Here is a 25,439-nt window from a genome sequence, read left to right as displayed (position 1 = left end):
TATCAGCTCTTACTGTCGTGCTCCGCACTGGCCTTCTCACGGTAAACCGGTATTTGTTCGAGCACATAGTGGGCCGCCGCCAACCGGACTTCATTGCGATCCCCGTCGAACTGTCGGGTTTCCGCATATTGGTATGTGCTATCGCCCACGCGGAACGTCCAGGCGAAGCAGACGGTCCCGATGGGTGTGCCATCGTCACTACCCCCGGGCCCGGCAATGCCCGTGTTGGCAATCGCGACATCGGCATTGTTGTTATTCAGTGCACCGATTGCCATCTCCAGGGCGACGGCTTCACTGGTCAGTCCGTACTTGTCGATAGTCTCGAAGCTCACATTGAGATAGCGGTTCTTGGCTTCGGGCGAATAGACCCCGAGTCCGCAATCGATAGCCTTTCCCACACCTGGGATACGAGACAGCTCGGAAATGGCCAGACCTGCGGTGCAGGATTCGGCAGTGGCCAGTTTGAGCTCGTTCTCAGTCAGGTAATTCGCAATGTCCTCTAACATCGCCATGGCATGTCCTCCTTGATATCAACATCAAACGTCATGGTAACGTTCACTATTGATTTGGCTCCCAACATAGAGCAAAGAGAAAGCCACTGCCGTGGCGGGCCGAACCTTAATTCCGCGAGAACACACCCATAGCCGACACCGTCACAAGAACGATGGCCATCCCGACGAGCTGGAGGGCTTCCAAGGTCTCGCCAAGTATCGTCACACCAAACAGGGATGCGGTCACCGGCTCGACCATGGCGACAATCGATGCGACGGCGGGAGGCGTATGTTTGAGGCCCCGGACGTATATGAAGAACGAAAGCCCGGCGCCAAGCAGACCCAATCCAGCGAACAGGTAGAGGTCCTGCGATCCGGGGACGCTAACGATTTGGCTGAAGTCGCTCGGTATCAGGAGCAACAGGGCAAGCGTCGCAAATGCCAGTGTCAGGATGGATTGCGGGCTGCCCTGTGGGGCCGCATATTTGAAACCAAAAATGAAGATGGCATAGGAAAGACCCGCAAGCAGGCCCGTGATGAGGCTAATGGGCGTCACCCTACCCGCATCGATTTCGTAGAGACCGGTCAGCAACACAATCCCAACCAGTACGAGGCACACCGCCAGCCACTTGAAGAGGCTGGGCTTTTCAAGCTTCAGGGCGAACGAGACGAGGTAGACGAAGACTGGCGCGCAATACATCAGCGTGGCGGCGACCGCCAGACTACCGTGATGGATGCTGATGAAGTAAAAGGTGAAGTTGCCAGCCACACCGATGCCGGCGACAACCGACCAGAACCACAGACGGCGGTTTCCAAGGCCGCTACCGCGCGGTTGCAGACAAAGCCAGCAGAGAACGATCAGTAACCCGACGCCACCCCGGTAGAAGGACACCACGAAAGGGTCCCAATCCCGATCCACCAGAATGCCGCCGATCCCGCCGGACACTCCCCAGCAAAATGCAGCCAATGCGACTAGCGCCCCGCTCCATCGAGTCATCCCGCCCCCTCATCGTAACCGTGCTTTTGGCGAGAACCTCAAAATCCAGCCATCAGTGAGGCGGACACTGACACGAATGGGGCAGGCGGTACAAACAACCTGTGAGGGGTTCAGGTACCCATGGTGGCCAGCGTCGATGCCACCATCAACAACACGATCATGGCGATGCAGAGAATGAACAACAGCCCCTTGTTCTGATCGACATAGATAAAATACTCAGGCCGGGGCGTGTCATCCCGCAGGCAATAGGCCACCCACCAGACGATCAGGTTAAGCAAAAGCACCAGGACGAGCAGGGCAATCCCGGCGAACGACTGCATAAAGTCGCTGAACTCGTTCATTCCCGATTGGAAGGCGGCAATGCATATCAGCCCCAGAACCACGCCGAATCCCAGCGCGCCGACTTCGGAGGCAAAGTTCATGATCGCCTTGGACGACTTCATGAAGTACGCCGCGAGCGGTGTAAATTTAACGAGGTGCGCGACAATACCGATAAGCGCAAAGAATAGTCCAACCACCACCACGACATTCCAGAACAGCGGTGCCATCATCTGCTTGGCGGCTTCGAGAAAATAGGCATTGGACAGCAGACGGCTAAATCCATAACCGATCAGCAGCCCCAGGAAACCCCGGAACATCCAGGTTTTCACATATTCGTGCCAGTAGACACTCATCAATCCCCCCAGTCTCCCACCAGGCAGAGCGGCTGCCAGTCCTTCGGTGCTAATGGGGCCCAGAACATAGTGACCAAACGATCTCATCCTTTCCATGGCGACCTCCTTGTGGGCGCTTGAGAAGCTTCTCCGGCGAAACCGGGACGATCGAACCTGTCCCGGTTAGCGGACACCTGATGGTGACTATATATAGCGGCTATATAGTGACTATATACGGCGGATGGGTGCGAGGGGCATTAACTGGTGATGGGAAAATGAGCAGTAGGCGAAACGGAGACCGATATTTGCGATAGACACCCATAATCGTCAGCAAGGCGTCCCCGTGCAGTTATGCTCATCCAGCGGATGGCAGATTACCACCCAACATATTCTCAACGACGGCCGCATTATAGAACGCCTCGACCGTGTGGATCTTGTCGTTCCCGACACGAAACCAGACCGCCAGCCGCACATCCCCGATCGGCTCGAAATTGGTCCGGTAATCCAGGATCGCGAACACGTGCTCGCCATCGGCACTGAGCTGGCGGACAATCAGGTCTTTCTGGATGGCTGCCATGCCGAATTGGTAGGCCAGCATGTCGTCGCGGTTAAGGAACCGCATGTTCGGCCCCACGTACTCGAACCCCTCCTCAACCAGCAAATCCTTTGCTTCATCAAAACGCTGGGCATGAATGTCAGCGATGAACTGCGCCACGATATCTTTGGGCTGCATGAATAACTCCACTTCCTGTATGGACGAACGATTTCGATGCCTGAATTCGCGTGGGTACCTCTCGAGTGAATGCTTCTCAAACGGATACCTCGGTGAATTGTGCACCCTCTTCGCCTGTATACCAAGAAAGGGCGACGACGGATGAACCAATAGGACCAACCGGTCCCGCAAGCGAACGGATCATTTTATTCCAGCAAAAACTGATCTGAGTCTAGTATGAGTGGCCTGTAAGGAAGAGAGCGTTGAAATGACTCCGCGCCGGAGTTATAAAAAATAATACGGATTACCAGGTTCGAAACGTCACACTACCAACGAGTCAATCGGGCGTTTTACAGGAGCTCCCGCTATCAAGCCCGCAGTCTGATCATTCCCTGTGCCAGTGCTCTGAGGACTGAGCGAGGGAAACCGCTATGTTTCAACGCATCGTCGTACCCCTGGACGGCTCCTGTCTGGCCGAATGGGTCCTGCCTCACGCCATAAATCTCACCAAGACGCTCGACATCGAGCTCGTTCTGATTCGGGTCCTGCAACATGAAAACGGCGGCAGCGATTCCTACCCCGCAGATCCCGTGGCCTGGGACGCCATGCGAGCCGAAGCTGCCGCTTACCTCGATGCCATCGCATCGCGGCTGGGCGCTCTCGGACTGCATCCCGAAACAGTGACTTTGGAAGGCGAACCAGCCGATCAAATCATCAACTTTTGCCGGGGCGACGGCCATACCCTGCTGGCCATGACCAGTCACGGGATTGGTGGTATCAGCCACTACATGCTCGGCAGCGTCGCCCATAAGTCCATCCTGCAGGCCCATGTCTCATTCCTGCTGGTACGCGCCCTGACGGACCAGTGCAACCCCCTGCAGGAAGCCCACTACAACCGGATAACCGTCCCGCTGGATGGCAGCAGCCGATCAGAGTGCGTATTGCCCCTGGTGGAGATGCTCGGACGTCACAATGAAAGTACGGTTGAACTGATCTCTCTCGTTCCCTCGCTGCGGCACCACTACCAGATAGCGAAAGACGATCCACGACTCGGGACGGTTACCGAGCTGGAAGCTGAATTCCGCACACGCATTGAAGACTACCTGGGGCGTGTCGGGGACCGATTGAAAAACGACGGACTGCGCGTGCAATCAAACGTCGAGGTCCGGGATTCGCCGGTTACGGCGCTCTGGGAAACGACACGCAGAGGCCAGTCCGACCTTGTGGTCATGGCTGCCCACGGCAAGACCTGCGTAAGCCATTGGCCCTTGGGCGCCCTACCCCTCAACGCCGTGGTCTACGGTGAACTGCCATTGCTGGTCATCCAGGACCTAGAACCTCATGAAATCGACCTGACCGTTGCCGAGAAAGCTGCCCGCGAAGCCTGGGGGCATTGATGACTACCAAAAACACCCAAAAGGATCACGGCAAGCTCGGCAGTATCGACATGGGAACGCCGCATTCCACCTACGCCGGGCAGAGCCCGCTGTCGAGCATCGGGCCCGGCTCACGTCTGGCCTATCGCGCCCTGGATGAGACCCTGAACCGTTACAGTCACCGGCTGAACCGTACACATAAAGAGCTCCACCGTTTGAGAAACAACCCGTCGGCAGCGGCGCCGTGGATCGACTGGTACCTGGATAACGAATACCTCATACGTCGCGTCCTGCACATGGTGCGCCGGGACCTTTCAGCCGACTTCGTAGAGCACCTGCCCGTTCTTGTTACGGGGCCTCGGGCCGGGCAGACCCGAGTCCAGGAAATAGCCCGTGTCGCTCTCGAACGATCCGAACAACGCTTCGACAACAACGTGCTGGAGACCACAGTACTCGAACAGAAAGGGACAGCGCCGTTGAATACGGCCGAACTCTGGGCATTGCCCCTGTTCCTACGCTATCGGGCCATCGTGCAGATACTGGAAACGGTGCAGCGCCGGTCCGTTGACCTGGTCGCCCGCAGTTCGCACCTGGGTATGGTTGATGTCGAAAGCCGGGATGTAGTGGCTGATGGCATATTGACCCTGCATCGACTCGAACGCGCCAACTGGCAAGGTTTTTTCGAACGGACATCCCAGGTCGAGGCCTTGTTGAAGAAAGACCCTGCCGGCGCCTATGCCCGCATGGATTTCGGCACCCGTGACCGTTACCGCAACCGGGTCGAGCAACTGGCCAGACGTTGCAAACTCGATGAGCTGGCCGTCGCTCGATGCGTCCTTGACCTGGCGCGGGACACCGATGACGACACCCTGGCCGTCACGCCTTCTGCCAACCACATCGGTTACTTCCTGCTGGGTGAGGGCTACCGGATACTGGAGCAGCGAATCGATGTCCGGCTTGACTGGACGACCCGACTGACACGCTGGCTGGCGCTTCACAGCCAATGGCTCTACTTCATGGCCTTGTCGCTGACGGCCCTCTTGCTCTTTGTCATTCCCGTGATCTATGCCGTGTATTCCGGCGGCCCCTGGCAGGTTGTCTGGGTCGCTCTGGTGGTTGCCGTACCCGCCCTGGTGCTGGCTTCGATCCTGGTGAACTGGCTCGCAACGCTGACCGTGCCGACACGGGTGCTGCACAAACTCGATTTCACGGAAGGTATCGACCCCGCCCACAAGGCGGCCGTCTGCATGGCACTGCTGATCGCCCGTCAAGAGGACATCCAGAACGCCATTGACCAGCTCGAGCGTCATTACCTGGCCAACGCCGACAAGCAACTGCGCTTCGGTTTGCTGACGGGCCTGTTCGATGCAGCCAAGGCCAGAACGTCACGAGACAAGGCGCTACTGGCTGAACTCCGTGACCGTATCGAGGCGCTTAACAACCACTACATCAGTGAAGGTCACGCGCCCTTCTTCTGGATGCATCGGGCGCGTTGCCTTAACCCGCAGGACGGCATCTGGACCGAGTGGGAGCGCAAGCGCGGCAAGCTCAAGGAATTCAACCATTACGTGCTGACCGGTGAGTCCGGTTCGTTCACCGAAATGGCGGGCGATGTCGAGTGGCTGCGGCAGGCCCGATACGTGATCACCCTCGATGCCGATACGTTGCTGCCCGTGGATGGCGCGCGACGCCTGATAGGCACGATTGCCCATCCACTGAACCAGCCGGTGTGGGACGAGGAGACCGGTAGGGTGCGTTACGGCTACAGCATTCTGCAGCCCCGCGTCGAGATCAATCCCATGACGGCGACCCGCAATATCTTCACACGGATTTTCTCCGGCGACCGAGGGCTGGACCTCTACACCCTGGCCGTCTCGGACGCGTACCAGGACCTGTTTGGTGAGGGCATCTTTACCGGCAAGGGTCTCTACCATGTGGCTGCCTTCGAGGCGAGCCTGCGCAATGCGGTGCCAGAGGGGGCGGTACTCAGCCATGACCTGTTCGAAGGCATCCACGGACGCACCGCACTGGTCAGCGACATCGTCATGTACGAGGAGTACCCGCCCGAGTACCTCTCTTATGGGCGGCGGCTGCATCGATGGATCCGGGGCGACTGGCAGCTTCTACCCTGGCTGTGGCCGACCGTGCCCACCGAGGACGGGAAACGCAGACCCAACCGGTTGTCCGGTTTGCATCGCTGGCAACTGGCTCACAACCTGCTGCGCAGCCTGCAGTCGCCGTGGCTGTTGTTGCTGTTGCTCATGGGTTGGTTCGCCCTGCCGGGCTCGCCGCTTCACTGGACCACGCTGGCGATGCTGACCCTGCTGGTCCCGAGCCTTACGGGATTCGTCGGGCTGGCCCATGCGACCGTGCGCCGGCGACGGGCCTCCCAGCAGGTCCGCAACCTGAAAGGGGATCTGAAACGTTGGCTATTCGTCGTCGCGTTCCTGCCCCAGGAAGCGCTGATCACCCTGGACGCGGTCATTCGCTCCCTCTACCGCAGCTGGATCAGCTATCGGCGCCTGCTCGAGTGGTCGCCGGCAGCCCTCGAAGCCGGTCGGGCCAACACATCGACACCATGGCGTTACTGGCGCACCATGTGGGCCGGTCCGGCCAGTGCCATCGTTGTCGCGGCCCTGTTCTGGATCAGCTCGCCGACCATGCTCATCTATGCCTTTCCCATCCTGCTGCTCTGGTTGGTGTCGCCCCAGTTGGCTTTCCTGATGCGGCGGGATCGAAAGCTGCCCATCGAAAACATCCGCGAAGAAGACCGGACCCACTTGAGGCGGCTGGCGCGCCGCACCTGGTATTTCTTCGAACGGTTTGTCGGCCCGGAAGACCACTGGCTGCCTCCGGATCATTTCCAGGAAGAGCCCAAAGGGACCGTTGCGCACCGCACCTCCCCCACAAACATCGGCTTACTGCTGGTCAGCAACCTGACCGCTTACGATATGGGCTATATCGATGCGCAGGAGCTGGTTATCCGCTCGCGCAACACGCTGCGCTCCATGGAGCGCCTGCCACGCTTTCGCGGTCATATTCATAACTGGTGCGATACCCATCAGCTCACGACCCTGCCTCCAGCATACGTGTCGACCGTGGATAGCGGTAACCTGCTGGGCTGTCTGCTGGCGCTGAAACAGGGTTTGCTGGGTTTCGAAGACGAACCGGCCCTGCGTTTCAGCCAGTTCGAGGGTCTGCTCGACTGCGTTGGCGTGCTCGAAGACTCGATCGAAGAATATCCGGATACGGAGCCACGGCGCGCGCTTACCCAGACGTTGGCGACGATTCGCAAAGCGGTCATCGATGTCCGCTCGGCGCCCACACTCTGGCCCGGCCTTATCGCCGTCCTGGAGAACCACCTGAACAATGGCGTGGACCCGGCAGTGCAGCGGGTCCTGCGCGAGACCCAGTCGCTGCCGCCCTCGATACTGGCTGACCTGCGGATATGGCTGGAACGCTCGCATCATCATCTTAGACGCCTGTACGAAAGCCGGAATCAGTTCCTGCCCTGGTGGACGCTGTTCAATAGTCGACCCGCCGTCACCCGGAGCGATTTGACGCCCGAGCAATACGAGACCTGGCAAGAACTGGAACACCGCCTCCTGAAAGCCCCCTCCTTCCATGCCCTGGCAAGACTGGACGAGCAACTCCAGCCTCTCATTGAACAGTTGGAGGACACCGGCCCTGATGAAGTATTGCCGTCCGGTTTTCAGCAATTGTTGCAGGATTTGCCCGCCGCCATCGCAAAGGGCGCACAGGCTGCCCGTCTTCTGCTGAAGCAGTCCCGGCAGTTGGCCGAAACCTGTGAAAGCTGGTTCGTCGATACCGATCTGGGCTTCCTCTACGACCGGGAGAAACAGGTCTTTCGCATTGGTTATAACGTCGATCTGGGCAGACTGGACGACAACGCATACGACCTCCTTGCCTCGGAAGCCCGCCTCGCCAGCTTCCTCGCCATCGCCAAGGGCGATGTATCCTCCCGGCACTGGGTCCACCTGGGCCGCCCGCTGACCCGCGACGAAGGCCAGCCGCTGCTGCTGTCCTGGAGCGGCACGATGTTCGAGTACCTGATGCCGCAACTGCTGATGCGGGAGCCGGCAACGACGCTGCTCGGCATCAGCGCGCGGGGCGCCATCGATCACCAGATTCGCTATGCCGAAAGCCGCGAGGTGCCCTGGGGTATCTCCGAATCGGGTTACTACCTGCTCGACGGGGCCCAGAACTACGCCTACCACGCGTTCGGGGTGCCGGACCTGTCGCTACGCAGCAAAAAGGGGGCGGAGGATTGGGTGATCGCACCCTACGCAACCTTCCTGGCCCTGTTATGGCGACCCCAGGCCGCATTTGACAACCTCCGGTATCTGGAACGCCTGGGGATGCTGGGCCGATATGGGTTCTTCGAAGCCCTCGATTACACCGAACGGCGGATGGAGCTGGGCCGCTCGCACAGCATCGTGCGCAGCTACATGGCCCACCATCACGGCATGTCACTGGTCAGCCTGGGCATATCCCTGTGCCAGCAAAATACCGTCTCGCGATTTTCCAGGGACCCTCGGGTGGAAGCCTGCGAACTCTTCCTTCAGGAGCGCCTCAACCCAGACGTGGAAGTTGAATACCCTACCGTCGGTCAGGACGACGACAGCGTTGCGGCCACGCAGGAAACGCCCCCGATCCAACCCTGGGAAATCGCACCTGATAGCCCGATGCCTCGGGTCCATCTGCTGTCCAATGGCCGAATGAATCTCCTGGTCTCCAGCCGCGGTGGCGGTGGCACCACCTGGAAGTCGGACGCGATCACCCGCTGGCGTCCGGATTCGACTCTCGAGCGCTGGGGCAACTGGCTTTACGTCCAGGACCTGAACAGCCGGGATCTCTGGTCCATCCCGAGGGCCCCGATGCGAGGCCGGCCCCCTCGGGAACACGTCCGTTTCCACAGCCATTGCGTGGAATTCCAGCGCCAGGACCGGGGCCTCATCCAGACACTGGAAATCACGGTCTCGCCGTGGCATGACGTCGAACTGCGACGCGTCACGGTGACCAACCATGGTGACGAAACACGCGAGCTCAGGTTCACCAGTTATGCGGAGATCGTACTGGCCGATCCCCGGGCCGATAGCCAGCACCCCGCGTTTGGCAACCTGTTCGTGCACTCCGAATTCGTATCGTCCCGGTCCCTGCTGTTGTTTGAGCGACGTACCCGGGATCCGGACCACCACGCGCCGGTGGTCGGCGAACTCCTCATGGGGCTCTCAGGCGTACTGAAACCCGATGCGATGGAGACGGATCGTGCAGCGTTCCTCGGTCGCGGAGGAGCAATCGCCAATCCGCAGGCGCTCGACAAGGGGGCTCACCTAAGCGGCTCGCTGGGCTACACCCTCGACCCAGTGGCGGTGTTGCAAAAAACCATCAGGATCAAACCCGCCACGTCCGTGCAGTTCGCGTTTCTTCGCATCGTCGGCGAGACTCGGGAGGACGTGCTGGCGACCGCCAGCCGTTTCGCTTACTGGCCTCGCGTCCAGCGAACCTTCGAGGAGGGCAATGCCGAGGCCAGCCGCGACCTCTGGCGCAATCACCTGGACAGCACCGAATTCCGCTCCCTGATCTCCCTGACGTCTGCCCTACTGTATGGTCATCCGCAGTTACGGGCGCCGGTGTCCGTCCTTTCCGCCAACCGGCTCCGCCAGGCCAATCTTTGGGGCATGGGAATTTCGGGCGACCTGCCTATCGTGCTCGTGACCATTGGCCGTGAGGCGGATATCGACACAGCCCACCTACTGCTGAAAATCCACGGCTTCTGGCGCAAGCGCAACTTCAAGGTAGACCTTGTGCTGCTCAATACCGGTGATACCGGTTATGAGGGCACCACCCAGGACACCGTGCGCCGGTTGCTGGCCCAGCACAACGCCGAGCCCTATGTCGGCGGCCGTGGTGGCATATTCCCGCTGACGGCGGACTCGCTGGGTGCCGAAGACGTGGTGCTGCTCAAGACCGCCGCGAGTGTCGTGCTCGATGCCTCGGCCCAGTCATTGTCACGGGCCCTGGCAAGACTGGGTATCGGTGAATCGCCCCTGCCGCGCCTGCGGGTAAGACCGACCCATGCATCCGCCCACGCCATAACGGCATCGCTGCCCCCTGTCGGGGGCCTGCACTGTGATAACGGTTACGGTGGCTTTACGGCCGACGGGCGTGAATATGTCATCACCGTCAGTCATCGCCGACCGACACCCGCCCCCTGGATCAACCTGCTGGCCAACCGGACCTTCGGGTCCATCGTGTCGGAATCCGGCGGCGGCTTCAGCTGGTACCAGAACAGTGGCGAGAACCGGCTGACCCCCTGGCGCAACGACCCCACCTTGGACGAGCCCGGCGAGTGCCTGTACCTACGGGACGAAGAAACCGGCAACCTGTGGGCACCCACGCCGAATCCGGTGCCCCATGAGGCTAAGTACCGCACCCGCCACGGCGCTGGCTACACCTGTTTCGAGCATATTCGCCACGGCGTCGAAAGCCGAATGACGGTCTTCGTCCCGCCCGACGATCCCCTCAAGATCATCCGCGTCACACTTCGGAACCACGAGGATCGCCCACGTCGGTTGACGCTCACCTATTACGCCGAATGGGTGTTGGGCGCCCGCCGGGAAGAAACCCGGCCGTATATCCAGCCGGCGTTTCTCAGGGAGCAACGTGCACTGATCGCAGCCAATCCCTACAACGCCGATTGGCCCGAGCAGATCGCGTTCCTGGCCACTGACACCACCGTCCATGGATACACCACGGACCGTAACGAATTTCTTGGTCGTGACGGTGGCCTGGAAAGCCCGGCCGCATTGAAGCGGGTGGGTTTGGCCAATCGTGTCGAACCGGGGCGCGATCCCTGCGCCGCGCTCCAGGTGCATGTCGACCTGCCGGCGTCCGGCGACCAGACGGTGACCTTCTTCCTTGGCGCCGAAGCCCATTTTGACACCGCTCTCGCGGTGCTCGACCGGTATCGCCAGCCGCAGGCTTTCACCAAAGCCTGGAAGGACACCACAGACTATTGGGATCAGGCCCTCGCGGCCCTGACGCTGTCCTGCCCGGACGATAGCGTTGCCTTCCTCTTCAATCGCTGGTTGCTCTACCAGACCCTGGCCTGTCGCATCCATGGCCGCAGCGGGCTTTACCAGTCCAGCGGCGCCTTCGGTTTCCGCGACCAATTGCAGGACACCCTGGCCCTGTTGCATACCCGGCCCGATATCTGCCGCGCCCAGATCCTGGCAGCGGCGGCCCGCCAGTTTCCAGAGGGCGACGTACTGCACTGGTGGCATCCGCCCCACGCCCGCGGTGTGCGGACCCGGATTTCCGATGACCTGATATGGCTGCCGCTGGTAGTTAGCGAATATCTGAACGCTACAGGTGACACCAGCCTGCTCGACGAACCAGTGCCCTGGCTTGCCGGGCACCCCCTGGAAGACGGCGAGGCGGAGCGCTATGCCGTGTTCGAGACCTCACCGAACACCAGTTCGGTCTACGAACACTGCCTGCGGGTATTGGACCGCGCTAATCGGCTAGGGCCCCATGGTTTGCCCCTGATCGGCGGTGGGGACTGGAATGACGGCATGAATCGTGTCGGTCTCGGAGGGCGAGGCGAAAGCGTCTGGCTGGGCTGGTTCCTGATCCAGACGCTGCAGCAGTTTGCGCCCATCTGTGCCGCGCGGGGCGACGAGGCGTCTGCCCAAAAACTAATGCACCGCGCGAGCAGTCTGAAAGAATCCCTTCACGACCGGGCCTGGGATGGTAACTGGTATCGTCGCGCGTACTACGACGACCAGACACCGATGGGTTCCGCCGGCCAACCTGCCTGCGAGATCGATTCCATTCCGCAATCCTGGGCGGTGCTGTCGGGTGCGGCCGACCCGCAACGGGCGGAACGTGCCATGACCGAGGTCTGGGAACGGCTCGTCAGGATGGACCCCGGGCAGGTGCTTCTGTTTACGCCGCCGTTCGTCGGTCGCGGGCCGGGTCAGCCGGATCCGGGCTACATTGCCGCCTACCCGCCGGGCGTTCGCGAAAACGGTGGCCAGTACACTCACGCCGCCTGTTGGGTCGGCCTGGCGTTCGCAAGGATGGGCGATGCCGAACGCGCCAGCGCCATCCTGGACTGCCTGAACCCGGTCAAGCACGGCGACTCGGCCGAGCGCATCGCACAATACCAGGTGGAGCCCTACGTCCTGGCCGCCGATATCTACGGCGAACCGCCCCACGTAGGGCGTGGCGGCTGGACCTGGTACACCGGCTCCGCAGGCTGGCTGTACCGCTTCATTCTCGAGGGCATCCTGGGGATCCGGCGCAAGAGCGATAGCCTTCAGGTATCACCCTGCCTGCCGCCGCACTGGCCGGGATATACCTTGAGTTACCGATTCGGTCGTAGCGTGTACCACATTACGGTGCGGCGCGGTTCTGCACCGATTCAGCAAGAGCCCTCACACATTGATCTTCAAGATGATGGTACCGAGCATGACGTCATCATTGAGGTTTGACGGACAGAACGCGACGCAGGATCGGGAGCTGCCTGAGGTGAACTATCTAAGCCGTTCTATGATGGGGTTAATTGCAAGCAACTGGAGTAATTTTCTAATGTAGAGTGAAGAGTCCATGGACGTCCAACCAGACCACATTAGCAAGGAGCCTTCATGGCATTCGCTAAAAACTACTCTCCCGACAGCCCAACCCGCGAAGAGCTGGATCAGCTATCCGGCCCGCTGGTCGTTGAATTCGGCACTGGATGGTGTGGCTATTGCCGTGCCGCCCAGCCTTTGATCGCCGAAGCGTTCGAGCGGCACCAGGCCGTTCAACACCACAAGATCGAAGATGGCAAAGGACGCAGATTAGGTCGCACCTTCGGCGTCAAACTCTGGCCGACGCTGGTCTTCATGCGCGATGGCGAGGAAGTTTCACGATTGGTACGGCCGGGCTCCAGCGAGGAAATTGCCCGGGCGCTTGCCCAGATTCATTAAAGGGAGGAGCCGCTGGGGACCGCCGCCGCCCGGCTCTTTCGGACGAGCTTGTAACGGCATTATTGACGTCGAGCTGATCACTTTCCAACGCGCCCATCGCGATCAAATTATGATCAGCTCAAACAGTAGTGGTACTGTACTGGTTAATCGTATCCAGGAAAGGAAGAACGTCATGGACATGCCCACGTTCGATGAGCTCAAGGATTTGGCTCAGCGTGATCCCGAGCGCTTTGAGATCGTACGCGCTGCCCTGATCAGCGAATGCATTCGCCAAAGCGCAGCGCGCAACCAACAACGGTTGCGGGGCCTGCAGTTCGTCATAGATGCCCGGCGCAGGATCGCGGGAAGCCCCATGAAGGCACTACTTGATCTCCAGACCCTGATGTACGACTCCCTTCTTGCGCTGCAACAGGCGCTGGTGGATCAGCAGCCGCGCGCAGTGGCGGCGACTGCGAGAGTCCTGCCGTTTCGACGTTCCGCTTCGTTCTCGGACGACTGATTCCGTTAGATTCGAGGGTCGAGCTGAAAGTGATCAGCCGGACAGGCAGGTCATCTGAAAAGCGTCTGGTCCCGATAAGCCCGGGATTACCGGGTGGGAGTTAGGTCCGGTGGCCATGATCTCTCAAATTCCGGGCACTGACACAGGCAAGTACTTGTCCTCAAGTACGTGGGTCCACCTTCCGCAGAATCCATACCGGGTAAGGGTCCAGAAGTGACGGGGGAAAGCCCAACCTCTTAAACAATCGATGCCTGAGCTTGGTTTGCTCCGGCACTAATTGATAACCGTTTAGGGGGCGCACGAGTTCGTAGTAACCCAACCCCCTCCAGCCACTACTCTCCCAGTCCCGACGATCAGGATCAAACCGCCCGCGACGCAGAGCCCGCCGGTAGGCTACCGAGCGAGGCAGCCAATGGTTGAACCACAGGCCCGTTGTGTGGGTCTCTTTAGGGAAGTACTTGTTCGGCGTCTCATTGATGAGCAGATAACCACCCGGAGCCAGGACGCGCCACAGTTCACGCACAAACGCATCCCTGGGCTGAGGGATATGTTCAAACACAGCGTTGGCGAGGATGAAAGTAAACTCCCCATCCTTAAAGGGGAGTGCAGTGGTATCCGGGGTGTGATGGAACGACACCTCGGCGCCTGGAGCCGCCTTGGCAACCAGGGGAGGCGCCTGTTCCACGCGAGATGCGTCGGGCTCCACCCCTACGACTTCTCTCGCTCCCAGGCGAATAAGAGCGACCATCGAAGTGCCGTAGGATGCTCCGAAATCGAGCACGCGACGGCCAGCAAATAGTGGTCTCCAACTTGAAAGGGAGGACAGCAGGGTAATGTATCGACCACGTTCGGTTTTCGATGGAAGCAGCGGCAGGACAGGATCGGCACTTACGGGCGATGCGTCCATGGCGGTGGCCTCCTTGGGTTGAGAACGCGATGTCTAACGCCGCCAGCGCGCGCATTTGTAGTGTCGGCAAAGCTGCAACCAAATGCCCCGGGGTCAGGTTTTGCCCACTGTCTCTCTACCACTCCTGCTCACACGCGAATAACGCAAATCAAAGAAATCGCCAAACTCCATCATGCTACAGCCTTTGCTCCAATACAGCCGGAATTCGACATAGCCCGAATGGACTAAGGAACAGAACGGGCTAACGAGGCAGTTCGTTTATTCAACTTGGTAATTGGAGGGTAAGGCTCTCACGCTACCCTCTTCCAACCCCTTTCCCCCTTCAACCCTTTCGGCCTCATGACATATCAGCAAAACCGACCTGTTTATTTTTTAAACATGACGTCTTATTATTCGTAGTTGGGTAGAAAGGTTCGTTAGGACTGCACTGCGATCGTCATACCGAAGTGACGACCACGCGGGATAGCTTCTGACTCTGCTATCTGAAGATTGTGCGAAACGCTAACAATGGATAAGTTTGTGAAGCACAAAACTCATCGTGTTTGGAAAATTCAGCATGCTGGATGGGCGCCTCTGCTAAATCACTTGAGGCAGCTTTCAAGAAGACTTCGGTTTGCCGATACGCTCCACAAAGTGAGGCAGCTCATTCATTTCGGGCCCTGGCGCATCCTTCCTATTTACTTGATTCGGCTACTACGGCCAGCTCGTGATCATTTTACCGCTACCGAGCCATCCTTACTCGGCCCTGTCGATGCCGCCGCTATCGCGAACGATATCCATAACAATAGCATCGCGATTGTCGGAGTATTACCGGCAGACTTCGTGGTGGAAGTAAGACAAGTTACCGACAAACTGCCTTTTAACGAGTACCACTTGGTACACGAGGTTAGCCCGGCCCTCTTACGTTTAACAGAAGACCACGGCATCAAAAAAATTCTGCGTGCCTACCTGAAGTGCGAGCCGGTATTGCTCGAAGCCTCACTTTTCGTGTCCCGTCCTGAAACCAACCTGATTGACCGCGGGCAGCATTCCTTTCATTTCGACTATGCGGGATGGCAGTCACTCAACGTATTTGTTTACTTTACAGACGTCACTGAGGCGTCTTCCTATCATGTGGTAGCGAAGGGAAGTCACCGCAATATCTCTGTTTCCGATATTCTTCGGGGTTCGTTAACGGAAGAAGAGGCGGCGCGCCGCTATGGCGATGCCATCCAGAACATTACGGGGCCAGCGGGCACGCTTTTTTTCGAGAATACCGAGGCATTTCATCGTCGCCACAAAGGGAACGAACGACGAGTAATGCTGAACCTGCTGTTCGCTTCACACCGCAGTCTCCTGAGCTACGGGCGCGCAAGCCGGAACCAGATCAATTCACGTAATCGGGCTTTTGAAAATATTGCTGACGCGAGTTAAGACATTCAGCCGCTGTATTGGACGACTTTCAAACGCACTCGCTTGGCGCCTAATGGTGAAATCGGTAAGAGACGTCACCGCTACGCCCCTTATAGCGTTGCACCGCTCAAGGGATCTAGCGTCTCATTTGGATATTTGCGCAGGCACCTTTTCCCCAGACACCTTGTCCCGGAAGATTTACATCAATCCCGCAGCCCTAGAATCTTCGGGCCTGGTCGATCAAATAGGCCATACGCTCCGAGAGCACTTCGATCTCCAGCTGAATCACCGTGTCTCTATTTAACCTGTTGAAATATTCGGCCGGCATTTCTGCGCTGTACCTTATGACCTTCGCGTATTCCAAAGCGTCCAGATCATCGACGATGCCATCGAATATGCGCTCCCTGATGGGTACAACGAATTTTGTGTTATCCAGGGCGCTAAGACTTCGCCAGAGATAGCTTGTATTGCCTCTTATATTCGCTAAAGCCACGACCAGTTTCCTATCGATACGCTCATTGATGATCTGGTCGACATCCAGCGCTGAGTCTTCATGCAATATGGATTTCAGCTCGGAGAGTTCATTGACGGCTTCGGAGCCTCTCCTCAAGAGGATCTCACTATCGCCAAACTTCAAAGAGGATATGCTGGAAAGTATGCCTTTGAGCTCCTTTCTCAGCAGCAATATGCCCAGCACGGCAACGACTTGCCAGAAGCTAAAACCAAGCCGTTCCATAGCTACAACGATGTCCATTGTCTGATACACCTAGTCCGTTGGCACCACCGAAAGCCAATAAACTTAATTCAGGCTCGATTCCTTGTGATTCAGGCTTTCCCGCACACGATTAAACCAATAGCACAGCCATTGCTCTCCGCAAGCAGTACTACAAAAACGATACAAAGCTTATTGAAAGGCAATAATCCGGGAGACTGCTCGACTAGCGCTTAAGCGGTTGCCTTGATTTGGTATAAGTAGATACTCAACTTCCAGAGAGCATATTCGGACGTGCGGATGGTTACTCTTACGTCGTCAAGGGGCCTGGCTTCGTCCAGCCTGGCAGTCCATGGCCAGTTGACCGGACATAAAAGGACTTGAAATGGAGTTGTGGCTATTCCTGGCCATTCTTGTAGCGGCTTTACTCCACGCCGGCTGGAATGCGTTGGTCAAGGTAGGGCTGGACCGTTTTCTTTCAGTGTCATTGATCGCCATGGCCGCCGGCCTTGTCGCCCTGCCCGCGCTGATGGTGGTGCCACTGCCAGCCCCGGCGGCCTGGCCGTGGCTGATTGCGTCGATGCTCCTGCACATCGGTTATAACGTCTTTCTCGTGCAAGCCTACCGGAGTGGCGATCTCGGCCAGGTCTATCCCATCGCCCGGGGGGCTGCGCCGCTGCTGGTCGCTGTCGTGTCGGCGATTGCCCTGGACGAGTTGCCTTCGCCGCTGGCCACGGCGGGCATTGGCGTATTGGTCTTGGGTGTCGGGCTGATGTCGCTGCGCGGCGGGCGACGTACGCAACGACTGGAAGGACATGCCGTGGCTGCAGCGTTAACCACCGCAGCCTTTATTGCCGGCTATACGCTGAGCGACGGGATTGGGGCACGTGTCAGCGGTTCGCCCTCGGGCTACATCGCCTGGCTCTTTGTCGCCAACGGGATCGTCATGTTTATCCTGCTGCTGGCAACGCGCGGCGTACAGGTCCTGCCAACTCTCGCAGGGCATTGGCGGGTCGGCCTGATCGGTGGTGCTATGTCGCTGGGCGCCTACGCCATCGCCATCAAGGCCATGACCCTTGCACCGATTGCGCTGGTAGCCGCGCTGCGAGAGACCAGCGTACTGTTTGCCGCACTGATCGGTTGCTTATGGCTGAAGGAGCCACTCAGCCGCTGGCGAGCGTTGGCGGCGCTGACGATCGTCACGGGCGTGGTCATGGCCAAGGTGGGGTGAACGTCGCCTGGGAACGTCCGTCCGTTTCACACTATTCTGAGCGCGGTCTTACCAAACGTCGGGAAGTTTTACAGGTGGATTCCCGCACATCGGACCAGCGCTAATACCCTTCAAGACCTCGTTTTTGTTTTCAACGGAAAAACAATTCTCCGGTTCGATTCTTGCCACATCAATGGCTGCAGCTTGACTTGTCGGCAGGCCGGTATGCTGCGCCATCAACCCCATATTCTGTCGCTTCAATGTGGGTCCCACGTCACCACGAGGAGGAGCATGCAAAATCTAATAACACCGGAAATCATAAGGCTCCGATTAACAGAGGAGACATGTAATGAACCAGAGTATTGGGAAAATACGTGTTAGCTATATTCGCAACACGTTCTTATGTTTGACGACGATATTCTTTTTTGGGGTCGCGCATGCGGGCCTTATCGAAATCGAACCGGATGACTATGCCGAAGGCACCGACCTATCCAACGTCTCCCCCTTCGTGACACTGACCTACAACTCGCCGAACCCGATTTGGCCGCCGAGTCCGGTATACGCCACCACGCCCAGATTTGAATTTCCCGCCCCTACCGGCAACCTGACATTTGGCATTTTCGGCGGCGGCCCGGGATTTTGCGAAGACGACGAGGTAACGTTCGATTGTTTTGGCGGCTTCGCCATCACGTTTAACCAGCCCGTCAACGCGGTTTCACTACTCGCGATCAATTCAGGTTATCCGCCCGGACTGCAGGTCTGGTGGGCAACCTTTGATTCTGAAGGCACGCAGCTCGACTTCGGCGGTGAGTATGGCGAGACGAGCGACAATTACGGCATACCCTTCGAGTTGCAATTCAACGTATCCGGCGTGACCAGCCTTGTGTTGGGCGGCTCGGGCCTGACAAACGTCATGGAGTTTGACCGGCTCGTGCTCCAAGTGCCTGAACCAAGAGCCTGGTCTTTATTCGGTCTCGGTCTTGCGGGCCTGTACGTCATGAGAAGAAAGCGAAAAGGAGCCCGGACGACTGAGTAGGGTTGGTAGAACCAAGCGCTGCGTAGCGACAGTCAGTTCGTTGCCTTGCGCACTTCCGTATGCAACTTCAGCACCTGGTCGCCATCCTGCTGTTCGATCAGGTAGGCGGGATTGTCGTCGCTTCCATGGCGGGTGATTTCGGAGCCCTTGATGGTTTGGGTGGTCGTCTCCCGGAAAACCTTCCGCACGTAGCCATTGGCGGTGCCTTCGCCCCAATCCCATTCCACTTTGGTGTTCGTTTGGTAGGCCTGACTCATGGTTGCTCTCCCTGGACTGACACGTTCTCGATAACATCATTGTGCGTATCATCTTCTAGGTACGATCATTTGCCGCTTATCAGACCAGCCTCGACTGGATTCGCACTGGCTCCCTTGCACCCACTTTCATCGTTACCAGTCACCAGTTACGAATCAGCCTAGGGGCTGAAGTCGTGCACCGCACCAAAAACAATTCGGACGTGTCTTCTTTACCTGTCTTCCGCAATCAGGGCAGTTACTTCCTTTAACCGGGTCATACTTGCCGTCCGCGCGCCCGTCACGAAGATCAATTTGAGTCATTTTCTCTTTGAGCTGGGCTTCGGAGAAACCCGTAGTGCGCTCTAACTCCTCAAATAAGGCATGACAGAGAAGTGATAACCGATCGACCTTTTCCTCCAATTGTTTAATCGAGCGCAAAGCGATCTTTGCGTCGACGTGCGCCTCGCCGCTTTTTTTGCGGTTTTCACCAATTTCCCTTTGCTGAAAGGCATCCCAAAACCACGACATTTTTGACCTCCTAAAACCATTAATTCTGTCACAGCCGAATAGAGCGCTAGAAATAAATATATACAGTTTGTCAAAGGAAAAAACCGGGACAGATTAAGGAAAAAACCGGGACAGATTTATCTAAAATTCCTTCCGAGGGCGACCCGGCCGACGCATCTCGACCCGAATTCCAGTCCGTCGCTCAACCTCATCGATAAAACGACTACCACCCGTCAACTTATTACTTGCAACGGCCGAACTGATCAACGAGTCCGCTGACGACTGAGTCGTGTCCGAGACAAACTTCTCATAGATCGCGGCACGTTCTGACGGACTCCCAGCAAGTGCGCTGTATGTCGGTGGCTCATCGAGCCAGCTCGCTCTTTGCCGACCAGTCCGGGCCGCGTAACTCGACCAGGGGTAGTCTTCGGCACATACCACCATGCGCGCTTTCACGGGGTTGAGCTCCACATACCGACAGCAGCTCAAAAGATACTCATCCGTATCGATGGCGCTTACCTTGTACCGACCCTCCCACAACGAACCGCTCCGTCGCTCCATTGCATTCACGTATCGCGTCTGCCGGGCGGCCAGCCGTTTCATGAGTTGGGGGATGGCAGTCAACTCATCATTGGCGCCAACGACCAAATGGACATGGTTCGTCATCAAGCAATAACTATAGACCTTCAAATCCAGTGCTTGCTTCCACTCCCTCAAGTTACTGAGGTAGTAGGCATAGTCCTGCTCTTCGATGAAAACAGCCTGACGATTATGGCCGCGCTGAACGATGTGGTGCGGGAGCCCAGGAACGATAACGCGTGCTTGGCGGGGCATCGGCTTCTCCTTGCCGTTAATCGGTGCGCAGATCCTTCTGCGTCGGGGGATTGTACTTGATATATCACGTGTTGGACGTGTATCGGTCAGCTAAAAATAAATCTGTCCCGGTTTTTTCGCAGACGCAACGCTGTAGATTGATGCAGAACCGGCAATCACCGTAAATGTCAGAGAAAATAGCCAGCCAATCCACTGACGCCTATGGTCAGCACAAAAAAATAGCCAAGCTCCTCTACGCGAGCACAAGCGACCATTTTTTGTAAATCCGAAACAGCGATTATTCATAAAGGTATAAATCTAACGCTCCGAATAAGCCGCCGATTTAGGAGCTCAGCGTATAAATTGGTCGGTTTCATTCGCTGGTTAGCCCGTGTTGTGCCTCTACCTTAGCAAAGAACTCATCAAGAATTTTTCGACCTTTTTCAATATTCGCTCTAAATATATCACGGTAATGCTCTTCATCTATTTCAAGATCAAGCTCGCCTCGAACCGCTAGGACTGCATCGGGGAGTTTCTCTGACACTTCATAAAATGTGGCCATTACCCGCCTCATGAAACCGAGATGTTCTTGATTCTGAACTTTCCAAAGTTCTACAATTTCACGATCTAACTTATCACGCTGCTCACACTCAAACTTAAAGCTTTGGTCAATGTATTCCCAAGTCCCCTGATTGACCACTCCCTCTAGATTTAATGCCTTCATTACTTGAACATATCTTTCCACTTCGCCTTGGTGCTGATTTCGTACTGACTGAAGACTTTCGATCTGCCCCTGCCTCTGTAACAACAGACTTCTGTCTAAAATCAGGTCAAGAAAATTTGAGGCTACTTCACCCATAAACTGGGTCACGGCTTTCACAGTCTCTTGTCCGCCTACCAATTGAACTTTTGCAATTTTTCCTGCATTTGCAGAAAAGGCTGACGTGAGCTGGTCGTCTTTTATATTCAGATTGGAGAGGTTGCTGAGCATATTCTGGCTCAATGTAATAGCTTCAACCGCCTCCATGTAAACTTCTTTCTTGAGTGTTTTTTCGCGCTCGATAGCATCAATCTTAATCTGATTGTTACTCTTCACCTCCTCAAGAATCTCCGCATAGTCAGCTTTTACTGACTCAACCTTATCTGTTATGAGCTCAATATCTTCGCGAGTGGCAAGGTTTTTACCTTTCTCCGATAGGTACCCAGGGAGAAAATATTTCATCAACGAAAACACGACCAGCCCAACTACCACGCCCTCAAATCCGTAGCTAACCATAATGCTCAAAACTGGTCCGATTTGATCTTCCAACATACTCGACCCTTGGTGCCTAACGTTCGCAGCATGCGCGCCCTTGGAATGGAGCCGAAGGCGCAATGTAAAGGGCGTCGCCGTGCCTGCACTGGTTAGGGAGGCTAGGCATCATCCCTCTTGTCTGACAGTTCCGATAACGATTTGCTAATACTCGCCAAGCTCTTGTTCATCTGGATGAATACAGTGTGGTTCCGTCCTTTTAGAGCATCGGAAAGATCCTGAGCTGCGCTATTTTTTGTTCCAGCATGCTGCATGTAATTTACGTCCAGCATTGAGGAGTCAGTGCCCTTTTTGCCCGAACGTAATGGAGTCCGAAAGGAGTAGTTCGCACTGACAGAGATTCCATTCTTCACTCGATCTTTGAGACCACCATATTGACCAGCATTGAACCTCAGCTCTTTGCCTGGCGCTAGAAAAGGAATTCGATGATCAATCTGCTTGCTTTCGCTGTTATCAGCCTTCTCGATTCCCCAGCCTAGAATGGGAAGTGGATCGGAAAAGGAAATGTCCCGCGCCGTGCCAGTTCCGATATTGCGAATCACAAGATCAATCAGGCTGGCAGTGTCAGGATTCGGCTCATAATAGACGACGACACAAGGCTTTGTCTGACGGTAAATCGCGTAGTACGCCGTTGCAACGGCAAGAAATGTCCCGATCGGACTGACTATGTAGAAGGCTATCTGCAAAGACTCAGCCATTCTTTCTCCCTAACGCTGCCAGCATGCGCGGCTTTGTAGTGGAGGCGAAGCCGCAACGAAAAAGGCGTCGCCGTGCCTGGCCTGGTTATGTTTTAAACGTGCCGAGACGACTCGACAAGACAAACACAGCCAAAATACAACCTACAGATATGAGTGTCAGATTCTCAATGCTGGCAAGCAGGCTTGTCTGTGGTGCATAGTCTGCCATGAGCCACTGGGCACTCAGAACAATCAGATTACTGCCCAGAAAGACATGCCCCGCCCACTTTTTCAAGAACGCCAAAAAGATCGCTGAAATAAAGGCCATGGCGAGCAGGGCCGTGCTTACATTTGCCCATAAAGACTGAAGTTGCGTGCTCGGCTGTGAATACCACCATTGCATATACCAGAGGACCTCCTGAGGCAGGTCGCTTTGGGGGCTGAAAACGAGCCAGAAGTAAACCGCTAACGATGCGCAATAAACCATTGATGCAGCTCTAAGAATGGCTCGATCCACAACTACTCCTTAAAACATAACGCCCGCCATCACCGGTGACAAAACCGGCGCGAAGCAGAGGTTTTGGCATCCGGTGCATGGCTTGGTTATGCGCTCTCACGGATAGCACGAATATCCTCGATATCCACCGGCCGCGAGAGCGCAGATTTATACCGAATCAGATCGTCCTTCAGCATAAGGGGAAGCTCAAGACCCAGCAAATACACAGTCGCATAGCGAGAAAAATCTATGTTGAGCGGAACCCACGCCTCTTTGCCTGCATCGAAGATATGCGGGCCATCAGCGTTACCTACCTCCACTTTAATGCCTTCATACTTAAACTGGACGTAGGTTAGATCCCAGCCTTCCTCTTGGCGGTGAGCAGCAGCTTTGGATACGAATTCCTGGCCAGCCTGAACCACTGAAGAGAAGTGTTCGCCAGGGACGAAAAGGTCGATGTCATTCAGGTCACGCTCAGAGCCATATCCCTTTGCAGCGAGTCCCCCACAGATCAGAAAAGGGATATTCCTATCTCTCAGTAACCCCACAATCCATTGGGCTGCCAAATGATGCACGCCTCCTCCTTTTGCGCATAACGAGGCTGTAGAAAAACCCAATTCTGAGTCGTTTCCACCCGCTGTTTCAGTTGTTCTTTTGTTTACCCGCCATTGGCGGATGCGTTGTTTTATTTCCGACAATAGCCGCGCACTCCAAGTTTTTTGCCGCTTAGTCAGCTATAGCGCATTCAGCGGCGCTATAGCATGGCTCTCCCACCTGCCCTTCGGTCAGGCTGCCAACTGCCCGTAATTGGCCAACTTCTCAATATTATGAACCAGACAGTAAAGCTGCCACTGGCCTTGCACTTTCCGTTTACCCCGCAGACTGAAGCGGTTCAGCCGTTTGGTGGTGCCGATATTGCCGAACACCGGCTCCACCACCGACATTCGATGGCTGTAAATTTCTTTGCCTTGGGGGCTATCCACCCGGTGCTTCATCCAGTCGGTGTAGTTCGGTCGGCGCTGGGTCTCGATGGTGAACGAGACCTGTCTTCCTTTGCCTTTCCGATCGTTGGCCGCCTCCGGGTTCTGCATGCAGCGGTGCTTCTTCGGGCAGTGTCGGCACTGCAGTAAACGGCCCTGGAAGTAGGTTCGGCGCTGGCCGTTCTGATCGACCTTGGTTCCGTGGTATTGGAGGGATTCGCCGGCGGGACAGATACAGGTGAGGTCCACCGGGTCGAACTGGAATTCGCTCGCGGGGATGGTCTTCTTCCACCCTGTGGCCGGTCGGTCTTGATGGCGCTTGCCGTACTTGGCTTTCTGGTGCTGGAACTTCGGGTCCCGGCTGCGGAACTGGTTGTCCGGGATATAGCCGTTGATCTGACGCTCATGCAGGTACTGCATATTGGCTTCGTTGGCGAAGCCGGTGTCGGCGGTGACGATGGTGCCTTGCTGGTAGATGCTGTCGGCAATACCCAGCTTCTTATAGCGAGCTTCGACGGTTTCCAGGACCGGTTGCAGCGTGTGATGCTCCTGGCCTTCGCCGAAGGCCTGGGCGTCGATGATGACCTGGTGTTTCTTATCCACCGTGGCGACACCATTGTAGCCCTGGATCGTGCCCTTGCCCGTGGTCATCTTGGCACTCTCCTTATCGGTCAGGTTGCTCTTCACTTCCTTGTTCCGCTTCCCCCGGCCCCTCCGTGGGCGGTTCGTCTTTAGGAAGCGGTCCACTTTGGTCATGGCCTCATCCAGCGAGAGAATGGTTTTGGCCCGGCGGATATCCCGGTCCAGTTCGGCTTCGGTCTCCGCTTCGTCCCGCGCGTAGTGTTCACGCAGGTGGTGGCGGATCAGGCGCCGCAGCTTCTCCCGCTTCTCGCCGAGCTCCTTGAAGGTGCCGGACCACTCCTTGCTGGCGTTGGAGGACATCTTGCAACCGTCGATGGCAAAGAGTTCGTTGCCCAACAGGCCCTGCTCGTGACACACCAGCAGCACTTGCTCGAACAAATCCTCGATCTCATCGGCATGGCCGCTGACGAACTTTGCCAGTGTGGTGAAGTGCGGCACCGTATCGCAGGACAGTGCCTTGAAGATGATGTTGGTCTCGCAGCACCACTGCATCTCGCGGCTGGAGGTGATGCCCTTGGAGTAGGCGAACAGGATGATCTTCAGCAGGATGGCGGGATCGTAGGCCAGCCGACCGGTGTCTTCGTTGCGGTACTTGGGGTGAAACACCGATAGGTCCAGCCTGTGTTCGATCAGGTAGTGGATCGCATGTTCGAAGGTGCCGGGCTGGAGCTGATCCTGGTAGTTGATAACGACCATCGCGTCCTGGTCGTAGTTGTAGTGCTTGAAGCGGGGCATGAAAGACGGTCCTTGTCGGCCAGCGATGACTCGATGCTACCAAAGCACGAGCGGCGATTC

Annotated in this window: 21 protein-coding genes; 7 read left to right on the top strand and 14 right to left on the bottom strand. The window is 56.9% G+C overall.

The genetic code is table 11. The features are described from left to right. Nucleotides 1-2: 2 nt before the first annotated feature. From RE428_RS01825 to RE428_RS01810, 4 genes are all read right to left on the bottom strand, one after another. Nucleotides 3-512 (bottom strand): CinA family protein, encoded by a 510-nt coding sequence (locus tag RE428_RS01825; RefSeq protein ID WP_004579250.1) that lies wholly within the window; start codon nt 510-512, stop codon nt 3-5. Between the two features lie 106 nt (nt 513-618). Then, a complete protein-coding gene (locus RE428_RS01820; protein ID WP_040882296.1) occupies nt 619-1,488 on the bottom strand; it encodes a DMT family transporter in 870 nt (289 codons plus the stop codon). A 110-nt stretch (nt 1,489-1,598) separates the two neighbouring features. Further along, nucleotides 1,599-2,258, bottom strand: a complete 660-nt coding sequence (locus RE428_RS01815; protein WP_004579252.1) for a hypothetical protein — start codon at nt 2,256-2,258, stop codon at nt 1,599-1,601. Between the two features lie 238 nt (nt 2,259-2,496). Continuing rightward, a complete protein-coding gene (locus tag RE428_RS01810; RefSeq protein WP_004579253.1) occupies nt 2,497-2,874 on the bottom strand; it encodes a nuclear transport factor 2-like protein in 378 nt (125 codons plus the stop codon). A 410-nt stretch (nt 2,875-3,284) separates the two neighbouring features. On the opposite strand from RE428_RS01810, the gene RE428_RS01805 reads away from it, so the two are divergent. The 4 genes from RE428_RS01805 to RE428_RS01790 all read left to right on the top strand — a co-directional run bounded on the left by RE428_RS01805 (nt 3,285) and on the right by RE428_RS01790 (nt 13,724). After that, nucleotides 3,285-4,250 carry a universal stress protein gene (locus RE428_RS01805; protein ID WP_004579254.1) on the top strand — a complete coding sequence of 322 codons (966 nt, stop codon included), beginning with the start codon at nt 3,285-3,287 and terminating at the stop codon, nt 4,248-4,250. Further along, nucleotides 4,250-12,748 (top strand): GH36-type glycosyl hydrolase domain-containing protein, encoded by an 8,499-nt coding sequence (locus RE428_RS01800; RefSeq protein WP_004579255.1) that lies wholly within the window; start codon nt 4,250-4,252, stop codon nt 12,746-12,748. Before RE428_RS01805 ends, RE428_RS01800 begins: the two co-directional genes overlap by 1 nt. Nucleotides 12,749-12,901: 153 nt before the next feature. Then, a complete protein-coding gene (locus tag RE428_RS01795) occupies nt 12,902-13,225 on the top strand; it encodes a thioredoxin family protein (RefSeq protein ID WP_004579256.1) in 324 nt (107 codons plus the stop codon). Between the two features lie 172 nt (nt 13,226-13,397). Beyond that, nucleotides 13,398-13,724, top strand: a complete 327-nt coding sequence (locus RE428_RS01790; RefSeq protein WP_004579257.1) for a DUF3135 domain-containing protein — start codon at nt 13,398-13,400, stop codon at nt 13,722-13,724. A 160-nt stretch (nt 13,725-13,884) separates the two neighbouring features. Here RE428_RS01790 and RE428_RS01785 read toward each other — a convergent pair whose 3' ends face one another. Further along, nucleotides 13,885-14,631, bottom strand: a complete 747-nt coding sequence (locus tag RE428_RS01785; protein ID WP_004579258.1) for a class I SAM-dependent methyltransferase — start codon at nt 14,629-14,631, stop codon at nt 13,885-13,887. 507 nt (nt 14,632-15,138) lie between these two features. Between RE428_RS01785 and RE428_RS01780 the strand changes: the two genes are divergently transcribed. Continuing rightward, entirely contained in the window at nt 15,139-16,044 is a 906-nt protein-coding gene (locus RE428_RS01780) for a hypothetical protein (RefSeq protein ID WP_154660725.1), read from the top strand. Between the two features lie 196 nt (nt 16,045-16,240). On the opposite strand, the gene RE428_RS01775 is transcribed toward RE428_RS01780, so the two are convergent. Then, on the bottom strand, nt 16,241-16,777 hold the full coding sequence (locus tag RE428_RS01775) for a hypothetical protein (RefSeq protein ID WP_004579260.1): 537 nt from the start codon (nt 16,775-16,777) through the stop codon (nt 16,241-16,243). 343 nt (nt 16,778-17,120) lie between these two features. On the opposite strand from RE428_RS01775, the gene RE428_RS01770 reads away from it, so the two are divergent. After that, nucleotides 17,121-17,966, top strand: a complete 846-nt coding sequence (locus tag RE428_RS01770; RefSeq protein ID WP_004579261.1) for an EamA family transporter — start codon at nt 17,121-17,123, stop codon at nt 17,964-17,966. Between the two features lie 328 nt (nt 17,967-18,294). Continuing rightward, nucleotides 18,295-18,981, top strand: a complete 687-nt coding sequence (locus RE428_RS01765; protein WP_004579262.1) for a PEP-CTERM sorting domain-containing protein — start codon at nt 18,295-18,297, stop codon at nt 18,979-18,981. Between the two features lie 32 nt (nt 18,982-19,013). Here the strand turns inward: RE428_RS01765 and RE428_RS01760 are convergent, their stop codons facing one another. From RE428_RS01760 to RE428_RS01725, 8 genes are all read right to left on the bottom strand, one after another. After that, nucleotides 19,014-19,238 (bottom strand): hypervirulence associated TUDOR domain-containing protein, encoded by a 225-nt coding sequence (locus RE428_RS01760; protein WP_004579263.1) that lies wholly within the window; start codon nt 19,236-19,238, stop codon nt 19,014-19,016. Nucleotides 19,239-19,391: 153 nt separating this feature from the next. Further along, entirely contained in the window at nt 19,392-19,745 is a 354-nt protein-coding gene (locus tag RE428_RS01755; protein WP_004579264.1) for a hypothetical protein, read from the bottom strand. 120 nt (nt 19,746-19,865) lie between these two features. Next, entirely contained in the window at nt 19,866-20,558 is a 693-nt protein-coding gene (locus RE428_RS01750) for a transposase (RefSeq protein ID WP_004579265.1), read from the bottom strand. A gap of 352 nt (nt 20,559-20,910) precedes the next feature. Next, nucleotides 20,911-21,849, bottom strand: a complete 939-nt coding sequence (locus RE428_RS01745; protein WP_004579266.1) for a hypothetical protein — start codon at nt 21,847-21,849, stop codon at nt 20,911-20,913. 101 nt (nt 21,850-21,950) lie between these two features. After that, nucleotides 21,951-22,547, bottom strand: a complete 597-nt coding sequence (locus RE428_RS01740) for a hypothetical protein (protein ID WP_004579267.1) — start codon at nt 22,545-22,547, stop codon at nt 21,951-21,953. 85 nt (nt 22,548-22,632) lie between these two features. Further along, the gene (locus tag RE428_RS01735) at nt 22,633-23,043 is read right to left on the bottom strand and encodes a hypothetical protein (protein WP_004579268.1); all 411 of its coding nucleotides are present in this window, start codon (nt 23,041-23,043) and stop codon (nt 22,633-22,635) included. 86 nt (nt 23,044-23,129) lie between these two features. Further along, on the bottom strand, nt 23,130-23,720 hold the full coding sequence (locus tag RE428_RS01730; protein ID WP_205624590.1) for a hypothetical protein: 591 nt from the start codon (nt 23,718-23,720) through the stop codon (nt 23,130-23,132). An 87-nt stretch (nt 23,721-23,807) separates the two neighbouring features. Next, nucleotides 23,808-25,379: an IS1182 family transposase gene (locus RE428_RS01725; protein WP_338381161.1), complete on the bottom strand. Its 1,572-nt coding sequence runs from the start codon at nt 25,377-25,379 to the stop codon at nt 23,808-23,810. Nucleotides 25,380-25,439 lie beyond the last annotated feature (60 nt).

The organism is Marinobacter nanhaiticus D15-8W (assembly GCF_036511935.1).
Lineage (GTDB): Bacteria > Pseudomonadota > Gammaproteobacteria > Pseudomonadales > Oleiphilaceae > Marinobacter_A > Marinobacter_A nanhaiticus.
Note: the sequence above shows the minus strand (reverse complement) of the source record. Positions and strands in the feature narration are given on the sequence as shown.

Coding starts and splice junctions, on each gene's coding strand:
- RE428_RS01825 (WP_004579250.1), bottom strand. CDS start 512: ATGGCGATGTTAGAGGACATTGCGAATTACCTGACTGAGAACGAGCTC.
- RE428_RS01820 (WP_040882296.1), bottom strand. CDS start 1,488: ATGACTCGATGGAGCGGGGCGCTAGTCGCATTGGCTGCATTTTGCTGG.
- RE428_RS01815 (WP_004579252.1), bottom strand. CDS start 2,258: ATGGAAAGGATGAGATCGTTTGGTCACTATGTTCTGGGCCCCATTAGC.
- RE428_RS01810 (WP_004579253.1), bottom strand. CDS start 2,874: ATGCAGCCCAAAGATATCGTGGCGCAGTTCATCGCTGACATTCATGCC.
- RE428_RS01805 (WP_004579254.1), top strand. CDS start 3,285: ATGTTTCAACGCATCGTCGTACCCCTGGACGGCTCCTGTCTGGCCGAA.
- RE428_RS01800 (WP_004579255.1), top strand. CDS start 4,250: ATGACTACCAAAAACACCCAAAAGGATCACGGCAAGCTCGGCAGTATC.
- RE428_RS01795 (WP_004579256.1), top strand. CDS start 12,902: ATGGCATTCGCTAAAAACTACTCTCCCGACAGCCCAACCCGCGAAGAG.
- RE428_RS01790 (WP_004579257.1), top strand. CDS start 13,398: ATGGACATGCCCACGTTCGATGAGCTCAAGGATTTGGCTCAGCGTGAT.
- RE428_RS01785 (WP_004579258.1), bottom strand. CDS start 14,631: ATGGACGCATCGCCCGTAAGTGCCGATCCTGTCCTGCCGCTGCTTCCA.
- RE428_RS01780 (WP_154660725.1), top strand. CDS start 15,139: ATGGATAAGTTTGTGAAGCACAAAACTCATCGTGTTTGGAAAATTCAG.
- RE428_RS01775 (WP_004579260.1), bottom strand. CDS start 16,777: ATGGACATCGTTGTAGCTATGGAACGGCTTGGTTTTAGCTTCTGGCAA.
- RE428_RS01770 (WP_004579261.1), top strand. CDS start 17,121: ATGGAGTTGTGGCTATTCCTGGCCATTCTTGTAGCGGCTTTACTCCAC.
- RE428_RS01765 (WP_004579262.1), top strand. CDS start 18,295: ATGAACCAGAGTATTGGGAAAATACGTGTTAGCTATATTCGCAACACG.
- RE428_RS01760 (WP_004579263.1), bottom strand. CDS start 19,238: ATGAGTCAGGCCTACCAAACGAACACCAAAGTGGAATGGGATTGGGGC.
- RE428_RS01755 (WP_004579264.1), bottom strand. CDS start 19,745: ATGTCGTGGTTTTGGGATGCCTTTCAGCAAAGGGAAATTGGTGAAAAC.
- RE428_RS01750 (WP_004579265.1), bottom strand. CDS start 20,558: ATGCCCCGCCAAGCACGCGTTATCGTTCCTGGGCTCCCGCACCACATC.
- RE428_RS01745 (WP_004579266.1), bottom strand. CDS start 21,849: ATGTTGGAAGATCAAATCGGACCAGTTTTGAGCATTATGGTTAGCTAC.
- RE428_RS01740 (WP_004579267.1), bottom strand. CDS start 22,547: ATGGCTGAGTCTTTGCAGATAGCCTTCTACATAGTCAGTCCGATCGGG.
- RE428_RS01725 (WP_338381161.1), bottom strand. CDS start 25,379: ATGCCCCGCTTCAAGCACTACAACTACGACCAGGACGCGATGGTCGTT.